The sequence below is a fragment of the Micromonospora sp. PRAS1 genome (genome assembly GCF_059553435.1).
This window is the reverse complement of sequence record NZ_JCANNB010000003.1, coordinates 155,927-165,942: the sequence shown is the minus strand read 5'-3', so window position 1 is coordinate 165,942 and position 10,016 is coordinate 155,927. Positions and strand designations below refer to the sequence as shown.

Genomic DNA, 10,016 nt, shown 5'->3' with positions numbered 1-10,016 from the left:
GGTGCTGGGTGGATCTGCAGGGAGGTGGCCCGGTTGGACGGGCTTCGACGCCACGACCCTTGCTCTGTGAGGAGCCCTCTGGGATTGGCTCAGCCGAGGCTCGTCAGCCACTCTCAAGATGCGATTTCAGCAGCGCAGCCCCAAGACAAGGTGACCCCTGCTCCACCATGGCCGTAGTTGTGGATCACGCGAGCGCCCTTGAGCTGCTCTTCTTCGACTCGGACGTACGGCCGGGTGGGTCGTAGTCCGACTCGGATCTCGATGACTCGGGCGTCACGAAGGCGTGGTTCGACCTCGGAGCAGCCGGCAATGATCGCGGCGGTGATGTCCGGATCCGGCTCCCGGCTCCACTCATCCAACTCGGCGCTGCCACCCAGGACAAGGGTCTCGCCCTGGGGATAGAAGTGCAGTAGGTCCGGTGAGAGTCCGGTGTCTTCGGAGAAGAATTCGGTGATGTCGGGGTTCTCGACCACGACGAGTTGCCCACGGATCGGTGTCAGGTCGGGGTCGGGTACGAGGTCCCTGGCGCCCATCCCGGCGCAGTTGACGACTACTGGAGCAACATCAACGGTTTCGTCGAGTGAGTCGATCCGGCGGGTCGCGATCTCGCCGCCGGCTGCCTCCAGCCGCCCTCGCAGGTAGCCGAGGTAGACCGGCATGTCGACCAGCGGCGCGGTGTACCGCCACCCGGTGGCGAAGCCGTCCGGTAGTTCGCTCGGCTCGCACATCCGGAACCCGTCGAGCTGGTTGCCCCACTTCGGCGGTTCGACGGGCTTGCGGGACGCCTCAATTCCGGAGACGAGCCGTACGCCGGCCGCCGGGTCGGTGGCGAGCTGCTGCAGGACGTCAAGTGTCTGGGCGCTCCAGAGGCGTACTCGGTCGACGGGTTCGACAAGATACGGCCCCCACATCGCCCCGGCGGCGTACGAGGTGGTCTTCTCGGGTGGCTCGGCTGCCCAGATCTTCACCCGCCGTCCGGCTTCGGCGAGGCAGACGGCGGTGGTGAGGCCGGAAACGCCGGCACCGATGACCAGAACGTCGAGGTCGGTGCGGGTCATCGTTTGACCGTAGTGTCAGGCCGGGTGGCGCGCGAGCGCGTTCTCAAGCTCGGGAAGCAGGTCGGCGACGCTCTGGTTCCGCTTCCGGCGGCGAAGTTCCTGCGCAAGCGTGCTGAGCAGGGCGGTACTACGAGGCGATCGGACTTGGTCAAGCCGGGGCAGGGCCATCCGGGTCACGGCGCAGGCATCGTCGAGTTTGCCGTGGGCGGTGTAGCCGAGCGCGAGCCAGGCACCCTCGTAGAGGGCACGCCGCTGGTAGGGAACGTCTGGCTGGCGGGCGTAAGCCCCAGTGCGTAGGAGCGCTTCGCCCTTGCGGAGCAGCACCCGCCCGTCGGTTCCCCTGCCGCGGGCCACCACCTGTCGGCCAGCAAGGATCATCGCGTAGCCAGCCTGGCAGTCGAGATGGTTCGCGGTCAGGTAGTACATCCACTCCGGGTCGCGGTCGGGATGCCGCCTCGCGAGCTGGTCGCGGGACTCTGCCCAGGTGCGTTCGCACTGGTCGACGTGTCCGGCAGCGGCGTGGGCGTACGCGAGGCGGGAAAGCACGGACGCCTGGACGCTCGCGGCGGACCGGTCAGCAACCCGGCGGGCGGCGTCGCCGAGGCGCAGGCCGTCGTCGGCGTCGCCGAGTGAGGCGGCCTGGAAGGCCAGGTCGGCGAGAATGTGCGCTTCCATGGACCGGTAGGCAGCGTCATGGGCGGCCCGGAGGCCGGTGAAGAAGTATCGCTGGGCGAGACCTTGTTGTCCGGCGTCAAACGCCTTCCATCCGGCGAGTTGGGCGAGGTCTGCGAGGGCGACCAGGAGCCGGCGGGTGGTGGCGTCGGTGTGGCCTCCGTCGCGGAGTACGAGCAGGACCGCGCGGACCTGGGCGCCGACGTAGCCGAGGCCGGATGCGCCGCCACGCTCGTCGTCGAGTAGTTGTAGGCGCGGCACGCTGGCTTCGATCTGGTCGACCAGCGGGTCGTCCGGTGTCGCGGTCGGGAGCGCGGTCCCGTTCGCCGGAAGGTGTACGCCGAGGTAGATGTTCACGGCCTGGGCTAGGGCGGTCCCGGAGACGGAGAGGAACATTCGCCTGTCCACCAGTCCTCCCAACAGCCAGTCCTCGGCGACCAGCATGGTGTTCGCGAGTGTCCACGGCCCGTACATGCCGGTGCTGGCCGCCATTACCAGCGTGCCATCCGCAGCGTCGGGCTGCCCGTGCCAGAGGTCCCCTGCGGTCACGATGCGGCCGAGGCGACGGGAGATGACGTACGCGGTCAGCGCTGGCAGCGGCGGGCGGGGGATGCCGCCGGCGTCGCGCCAGTGGTAGGGCGCGGTTTCGGCGAGTGTGCCGGGCCCGAAGAGTCTGTTGATCTCCCGCGCGAGGGTGCGCGGGGTGAGGCCAGCTTCGGCCATGTGCGCGGCGAGGGTCTGGTTGGTGCGGTCGGGCGGCGATCCCATCAACTCCTCCGCAGGGTCAACCGACAGTACCGCGAAGGTACCGGACCGTGTTGGCCGCTGGCGGTCGGCGAATTGACGCTCTTGACGGTTCCATCCCCTGCCCGAGTGGCGCCGGTTAGCGGTCTGCTGAATGCGTCCCCGCCGGCGCACCGCCAGGAGGGCTGCGCCGGCGGGTGAACCTCGACGGGCGAGTGGAGGACCTGATGCGTACTTCGGCGATGACCCAGACCAAGCCTCCATGGGACTGGGAGTTCGACTGGCACCTCACGAACCGCTGCAACTTCTTCTGCGAGTACTGCCACCCGCAGATCCGCTACGTGCTCAACCGCAAGCACCTCGACGAGCCGGCCCCGGAGCTGGTGGTCCAGCGCTTCGACGAGCTGGGCAAGGTATGCCTGGTGCACATGTCCGGTGGCGAGCCGTTCATGTTCCCCAGGTTCGTCGAATTGTGCCGGGGCCTGGCCGGCAACCACTTCATCAGCATCAACACCAACCTCGCCTCCGAGGATGTGCCGGAGTTCGCCGAGCGTGTCCCGGCCGGCCGGGTGGCGAAGATCGTCGCCGCGATCCACCAGCCCGAACGCGAGCTTCGCGGGCTGGAGCTCGACGCGTACGCCCGCAACTACCTGATCCTGCAACGCGGCGGGTTCGACGTGACCGCCCTGTACGTGCTGTATCCACCGCTGCTCAGTCGGCTTGCCGCCGACCTGGATCGGTTGCGCGAGCTGGGAGTGGACCACGTACGGGCCAAGGTGTTCAAGGGCGTGTACGAGGGTGTCCGCTACCCGGAGGGCTACACCGACGAGCAGAAGGCCCTGGTGCTGGCCAACTCCGGCGAATACGTCTTCAACCGGCCGTACCTCGACGGGATGCTCTCCTTCCGAGGCCAGGCGTGCACCGCCGGTGTCACGTCGTTCAAGATCACCGTCACCGGTGACGTACGCCGATGCGCCTCCGTGCCCACCGGCTACGGAAACCTCTACGACGGCACCTTCCGGCCCGCCCAAGTGAACGAGCCATGCCCCGCCAAGCGGGTGCTGGTCCTGTCGCAGTGCCTGTCCTACCTCGTCGAACCTCCGGTCCGCCCTGAACAGGGCGTCGACCCGGACGACCTCTGACCCGAAGGGCACCCCCCATGCAGATCTCGATCCGTCACGCCTGCGTCGGCCCGGACAACCAGCCGTTCGACGTCGCCGAACGCAAGGGCGTCGGCCATCCGGACAGCCTCGCCGACCTGGTCGCCGACGTCTTCTCCCAGCGCTACTCGTCCTGGTGCCTGCGCGAGTTCGGCGCCATCCCCAACCACTGGGTCGACAAGGTCAACCTCGTCGGCGCCGCCGCCGACGTCCGCTTCGGCGGCTTCGACATCCTGAAGCCGGCCGACTGCTATCTCTTCGGAAAGATCACCGACCAGGTCGGCGACACCCCGGTGCCGATCGAAGAAATCTTCCGGGCCGTCGTCCTCGACGTCCTGCCGGCCGCGATCGGCGACCGGCGGATCCTCGAACACCTGCGCCTGCACATCAACAACACGCGCGGCACCGCGGTCGACCACGACCCGAGGTTCTACCGCCCCGACGCGGCCCTGGACATCAACGCCGTACTCGCGACTGAGGCCGTCGCCAACGACACCGTGGTCTGTGTCGGCACCAGCCGGCGCGGCCTCGCCGCCGACCTCGCGATACGGCTGGAACGGCGACTCACCAGCGAAGGGTTCCGACAGGTCGTGACTGCTGCCGGAACCGACGTGAAGGTCATGGTGGTGCGGATCGGCTCCGCACTGGAGGTCACGGCCGCGCTGCCGTTCCATCCCGAACTGGTCGGCTCCTGGCGGGCGTACCGGGAAGTCCTCGCCGAGGCGCAGAGCATCGTCTCCGCCGAGCTGAAGTCGCTGCTCGACCAGGAGCCCCGATCCCGCGACATGACCGGCCTATCGCTGCACCTCAACACAAAGGACGTGCCGGGGCGCGGCTACCTGGCGCCGTTCGGCACCTCGCTCGGCAAGGGCGACTGCGGCGCGGTCGGGCGCGGCAACCGCTACAGCGGCGTCATCGAGCCTCTCCGCCCGGCGAGCGGCGAGGCGCCCGCCGGCAAGAACCCGATCCACCACGCCGGGAAGATTTACACCGCGCTCGCCGCCGAGGCCGCCGAACGGGTGTTGGCCACAACCTCGGTGTACGCCGAAGTCACGATCGTCGCCCGCAACGGTGGCCAGCTCGACGCTCCCGCACACGTCCTGGTTTCGGTGGACCGCGAGGTCGACGCCGTCACCGTGGCCGAGATCGAAGAGGTTGTGCGGCGTGTCGTCGCCGGCGCCTCGACATTCGCCGCCCGTTTCCTCGGCGTCGAACCGCTGGCGCGGTTCCGGGACGGAGCCCCGCTATGAGGACGAAGATGCTGTCCGAGGTGCACCAACGACACCTCGCCGACCTACGCGACCAGCCTGCGGTCATCGACGCTGAGGGCCTGCGCATCGGGTCGCAGTACGTGATGTTCTTCGCCGAGGCCGAGCTGATGCGCGAGCACGCTACCCGCCTCACCGAGGGGTTCACTCGCCCCAACGTCTTGGAGGTCGGACTCGGGCTCGGAGTGTTCGCCGTCCAGCTATCGAAGCGAGAGATCGGCTCGTACACCGCAATAGAACCGCACCCTGGCGTGGCCCTGATGGCGCGCACGCGGGTGGTCGAAACCCTCGACGTACCAGCGCGGGTGTATGTCGACCCGTGGCAGCTTGTGACGCTGCCGGCCGGCGTCTTCGACGCGATCATGTACGACACCTGGCCGCCGGACGGCCACGCTGACTCCGACTTCGCCGAGTTCGTCGCCGACGTCGCGCTGCGCTGCCTGCGCCCGGGTGGCCGGTTCAGCTTCTTCCACAGCGGCACCTCGATCGGCCCGACGCGCCGCGCGGTCCTCGACCGGCACTTCGCGGAATGGACCGCCTACCCGCACACCATGCCGAGCGAGCAGACTCCACCGCACTGGACCAAACCCAGCCGCGACTTCCTGATCCCGATCGCCACGAAAGGCGGCGCCCGATGACCTCACCGATCGCGCCGACGGTCTCCGCGCAGCAGATCGACCGGTTCGCCTCACACGGATACCTCGTCCTGCCGGACCTGATCCCGCCCGCCACCATCCAGGACCTCCGTGTCGAGGCCGACACCCTCCTCGGTGACCGGCTCGCCTGGATGGTGGCCGCCAGAGCGCTCGACCCGCGTGTCACCTGGTGGCGACTCGCCAACGGCAAGCCGTACGTGCTCAAGGTCAAGCCCGTGGTCGACCTAGCCCCGGCCGTCATGGCGGTGGCCGACAGCCCCAAGCTGCGCGCTGTCGTCGCCGACCTGCTCGGCAGTCCCCCGAAGCTGATGGACAACAAGATCATGTAAAAGCAGACCGTCGACATCACTGCCGGATGGGCAGCGCTACCGGTGCTCGGTGAAGAGGTCCGCAAGCACACCGACGCGGCCTACTACGCGACACGCGGCTACCCGCGGGTGCTCACCGTCGCCATCTGCCTCGATCCCTGCACCGAAACGGCCGGCGCGCTGCGTGTGTGGCCCGGCAGCCACCACCACACCATCGAGATGATCCCGACCGACAACCAGGGGCCCGTCGTACCCGATACCGCCGCGCCCGACACGGCCGCCGTGACCCTGGTCGCCGCACCCGGCACGGTTCTGATCTGGGACGCCGCCCTCGTCCACGCCAGCGGGCCGAACACCTCCGGTCACCCACGTCGACTGCTCGTGCTCGGCTACGGCCCCGCCAATGCCGACGACGGGGAAGCGCGATGAAGATCCTCATGCTCGGCGGCACCCGGTTCGTGGGCCGGCACATCGTGGAGGAGTGCCTCCGACGCGGAGACGACGTCACCGTGCTCTACCGGGGCCGCTCACCATCACCCTTCGCCGGAATCGCGCGCCACGTCCTGACCGACCGGCGCGCACCAACCGTCGAAGCCGCCGCCGTCCTCGCCGAACCGTGGGACGTGGTCATCGATACCAGTGCCGGCGACGTTGACGACCTGCGCCCTGTCCTGCCCCTGCTCGGCGACGTCGACCAGTACCTGTTCGTCTCCACTTGCGGGGTGTACCGCAGAGCACCTGGCCGGCACGGCCTGACCGAACGGGCACCCACGATCGCGGCTGACGCCTCCCACCCGGTACGCGCCTCCGCCACCCGCAAACTCCGCTGCGAGCGATACCTCCGGCGCCGCCTCGACCGGATCAACGTACCCCTGCTCATCGCCCGCCTCAGCCTGGTCATCGGCCGGTACGACGACAGCGAACGCCTCGCCTACTGGCTCGAACGCGCCCTGCGCGGCGGTGACGTCCTGGTCCCGATGGACGACCGCCAGGCCATCCAACTCATCGACGCCGCCGACGTCGCCCAGTTCCTACGCAATGCCGCCGACCAGCACCTTGGCGGCGTCGTCAACGTCGTCGGCGCCCGAACCAACGCCCGAACCCTGGTGGACACGGTCCTGAGCCGCGCCGGCCGAGCCGTGACTCCCTGTCGGGTTGGCGAGGACTTCGCCTTCACCCACCGCCTACAGCCATGGACCGAAATCCCCCTGTGGCTGCCCGCCAACAGCCCCGAACTAGCGCTCATGTCGGTCAACAACAGCCGCGCCACCAGCGCCGGCCTCACCCTTCGACCCCTTACCGACAGCATCACCGACGCGCTCGGCTGGCAGGCGCTGCGGCGCAGCTGGTCACAGCGCTGGCTCGATCACGCCCGCGAGCAGGACCTGATCCAACGGTGGCGGGGATGATGACGATGCTGCCCTACACCCAGCCCGCCCCGTACCACTCGCAATGGGGCGAGGACCGTTGGCTCGCCGAGAACTACCACCTCCCAGCACACGGAGTATTCGTCGACATTGGGGCTGGCGACGGTGTACGCGGCAGCAACAGCCTCTACTTCGAAAACCGCGGCTGGCGCGGCCTCTGCGTGGACGCCGACCCGCGCAACCACCAACGTCTCCGGCGCCGCTGCTGCGCCGTGGACACCTGCGCCGTATCCACGACCCCCGGGATCTGGCCATTCGGCATATACGCCCACAAGCCCTCCTGGTCCGGTCTGCAGCGGCGCGGCGCGGACTACAAAGAAATCCTCGTCGCCTGCCGAACCCTGGAAGACCTCCTCAGCCAGTGGAACATCGACCAAATCGACCTACTCAGCATCGACGTCGAAGGCACCGAACTCGACGTCTGGGACTCCTTCGACCAGACCCGGCACCGGCCGGCCACCGTCATCGTCGAGTTCGACGACGACCGCCCCGACCGGCACCGCCACACCATCCAGAGCCACCTCGGTTCTACGTATGAACTGGTCCGCGAGACGCCAGCAAACCTGATCCTGCATCGAACAGACCGGCCGTGGCGGCGACGCCGATGACCAGGCCGGGTCTGCCGATCAACCAGCTACTTCCAGACGGCAAGCTGATCGTTGTCTGCGGTCGCGCCGACGACGCGGCAGCCTGGCAAGACCTGCTCGGCCAGACCCGCTGCCTCGCCCTCGCCCTGCACGACGCACCGCCCGAGACGGGACGTGGGACGCTGCGCGGTGCGTCCGACCACCTCGCATGGCAGCACCACGCCATCAGCGGGCTCGACGGCTCCGGTTGGCTCGCCGGGCCGGCGAACGCCTTCGACCCCGACAACACCGCGACGCTCGTTCTGCCCGACCCACTCGATCCGCCGCATTACGGGTCCCGGCGACGGATCGGCGCCAGACAGCCCGCATGGCGGCTCTTCGAGGACAAGACTGTGGTCGACGCGCTCTGGGACGCCGTCGGGGTGCCCCGGACGCCGTCGATCGTCAGCGATGGCACAGCCGACCTCGCCATGCTCGGTGCGATCGTTGACCAGGGCACCGGAGTTGTCTGCTCTTGCCAGCCGATTGGTGCCGGCCCGTCGGCCGGCGGCGACGGCATCTGGTGGTGGCGCGACGGCCCACCACCGGCAACCATCCCCACCGTCGAGCCCGGAACCTGGCGAATCCGGCTGATGCCGCTTCTCGAAGGGGTCCCGGTACGCCTGCACGGAATGGCCCTCGCCACCAGGGTCATCCCGTTCCCGCCCATGGAACTCGTGACACTTCCCCGGCCCGAGCAAGGGACTTTCCTCTGTGCTGGCGCCGTCCCCTTGCTCGGCTGCGCCTCCGACCTCGTTGCCCAGACCGAGCGCCTCGGGGCTGGCCTACGCGAGCGCCTCGGTTACCACGGTGGCTTCTCCGTTGACGGCATCCTCACCGCCAAAGGGTTCCTCCCCACCGATTTCAACGCTCGGCTCACCTCCGCCATGGAAGCATCGCGCCCTGAACGTCGAGTCCTGCTGCACACGATAAACCTGCTCGCCAGAGACGGAATCGAGCCCTACACCAGCGTTACCGAGCAGCTGGCGAAGGAGACCTTTACCGCTGGCGCCACCTGCACGATTTTCGGCGCTGCCACCCACGTCGACGAAAGCGCCCCTCGCGAGGCGTCGGTCCGCTGGGATAGCGACCGGCTGGTTGCCGATCCGACGGGAGCCGATGGAACTCTCGTCGTCACCCCGTCCCCACGCGGCTGGCTGCTGACCGCTTCCCTCGTCACCGACCGGATTCCGGGCGGTGACCGGGTCGGACCCTGGGCGCCTGAGGTCTTCCGGCTCAGCGATGAGGTCCTCGGCACCAACTTCGGTTACCTCGCACCGCCATTCGACACGCAATCCACCACCTGCCCGCCCGGGGAGCCCGACTCAGCTGTGGGTTCACAAAGGAATCGGCCTGCCAACGGTACGGCTGCGTTCATCAGCGCCGGCGACGTGCCGGACAAGGTTGGTGCGGATGGACTACAAACAGGCTAAAGGCGTGAAGGCCCCGGAGAGGAAGCATGTTCCGGGATGTGGCCACGATCATGTCGACGATGCTGGCGGCTGGAGCACTGGCCGTCTCGATCGCGGCCTTTCGAGGGCAACGTAGGCGTGAGGACTTCGAGCTCGCCCGCTCCCTGCATGAGGATCTAACGACCGGCGAGGTGGCGCAGGCCCGCGATCGGCTAGGAACCCTGGTCCGTAGCAAGGGATCCCTCGATGCCGACCAGAAGCCCGCCACAGGCTGGCGGATGGGTCAAGGAGCCTGCCGACGGCGACTCCACGAAGGCGCTCGTGAACCTGGTGAAGGCCGTGCGGGACACCCCTGCGACTGATGCTGGCCAAGCCAGCGGGCGCGGTTGAGCGCTCGGCTGGCTACCTCGGCGGCGATGTCCCGCGTGGGCAGCCGAGCCGTCGCGCCAGGGAGAGTGCCGCGTCGGACTGGTAGTTCGCGTGCTGCGACCGCCGCCCGACCGGATCGACCGGCCCGCCAGCCATTGCCGAGAACGCCTGGGCCAGCCGGTAGGCCAGCAACTTCTCAAGGCCCATAAAGGTACGCCAATCTCGCTCCGATCAACTCGGGCAGGGAGGCGGATCTTCCGTAAAAGGCTCGGGAAGCGGATCGATCGACGACCAGGGTGACCGGCGGATCGATCCG

Annotated in this window: 10 protein-coding genes and 1 pseudogene; 8 read left to right on the top strand and 3 right to left on the bottom strand. The window is 68.4% G+C overall.

Translation table 11 applies throughout. The features are described from left to right. Positions 1-113: 113 nt before the first annotated feature. Both AC507J_RS04545 and AC507J_RS04540 read right to left on the bottom strand, forming a co-directional pair. Positions 114-1,058, bottom strand: coding sequence for an FAD-dependent oxidoreductase (locus AC507J_RS04545; protein WP_496287772.1), 945 nt, complete (start codon positions 1,056-1,058; stop codon positions 114-116). Positions 1,059-1,073: 15 nt separating this feature from the next. After that, on the bottom strand, positions 1,074-2,498 hold the full coding sequence (locus AC507J_RS04540) for an NsdA family TPR-like regulatory protein (protein ID WP_496287771.1): 1,425 nt from the start codon (positions 2,496-2,498) through the stop codon (positions 1,074-1,076). A 218-nt stretch (positions 2,499-2,716) separates the two neighbouring features. On the opposite strand from AC507J_RS04540, the gene AC507J_RS04535 reads away from it, so the two are divergent. From AC507J_RS04535 to AC507J_RS04500, 8 genes are read left to right on the top strand one after another with little or no spacing between them, the layout of a single operon-like run. Beyond that, positions 2,717-3,616, top strand: coding sequence for a radical SAM protein (locus tag AC507J_RS04535; protein ID WP_496287910.1), 900 nt, complete (start codon positions 2,717-2,719; stop codon positions 3,614-3,616). Positions 3,617-3,633: 17 nt separating this feature from the next. Next, entirely contained in the window at positions 3,634-4,884 is a 1,251-nt protein-coding gene (locus tag AC507J_RS04530; protein WP_496287770.1) for a methionine adenosyltransferase, read from the top strand. Further along, positions 4,881-5,540: a class I SAM-dependent methyltransferase gene (locus tag AC507J_RS04525; RefSeq protein ID WP_496287769.1), complete on the top strand. Its 660-nt coding sequence runs from the start codon at positions 4,881-4,883 to the stop codon at positions 5,538-5,540. Before AC507J_RS04530 ends, AC507J_RS04525 begins: the two co-directional genes overlap by 4 nt. After that, complete coding sequence (locus tag AC507J_RS04520; protein ID WP_496287768.1) at positions 5,537-5,887, top strand: hypothetical protein; 351 nt, start codon at positions 5,537-5,539, stop codon at positions 5,885-5,887. The genes AC507J_RS04525 and AC507J_RS04520 overlap by 4 nt, the downstream gene beginning before the upstream one ends. A gap of 42 nt (positions 5,888-5,929) precedes the next feature. Continuing rightward, entirely contained in the window at positions 5,930-6,295 is a 366-nt protein-coding gene (locus AC507J_RS04515) for a phytanoyl-CoA dioxygenase family protein (protein ID WP_496287767.1), read from the top strand. Between the two features lie 8 nt (positions 6,296-6,303). After that, complete coding sequence (locus tag AC507J_RS04510; RefSeq protein ID WP_496287909.1) at positions 6,304-7,275, top strand: NAD-dependent epimerase/dehydratase family protein; 972 nt, start codon at positions 6,304-6,306, stop codon at positions 7,273-7,275. Next, the gene (locus AC507J_RS04505) at positions 7,272-7,901 is read left to right on the top strand and encodes an FkbM family methyltransferase (RefSeq protein ID WP_496287766.1); all 630 of its coding nucleotides are present in this window, start codon (positions 7,272-7,274) and stop codon (positions 7,899-7,901) included. Before AC507J_RS04510 ends, AC507J_RS04505 begins: the two co-directional genes overlap by 4 nt. Continuing rightward, positions 7,883-9,352: a hypothetical protein gene (locus AC507J_RS04500; RefSeq protein WP_496287765.1), complete on the top strand. Its 1,470-nt coding sequence runs from the start codon at positions 7,883-7,885 to the stop codon at positions 9,350-9,352. The genes AC507J_RS04505 and AC507J_RS04500 overlap by 19 nt, the downstream gene beginning before the upstream one ends. 382 nt (positions 9,353-9,734) lie before the next feature. Here AC507J_RS04500 and AC507J_RS04495 read toward each other — a convergent pair. Beyond that, a pseudogene (locus AC507J_RS04495) lies at positions 9,735-9,907 on the bottom strand (arginine--tRNA ligase); the annotation flags it as partial. Positions 9,908-10,016: the final 109 nt, after the last annotated feature.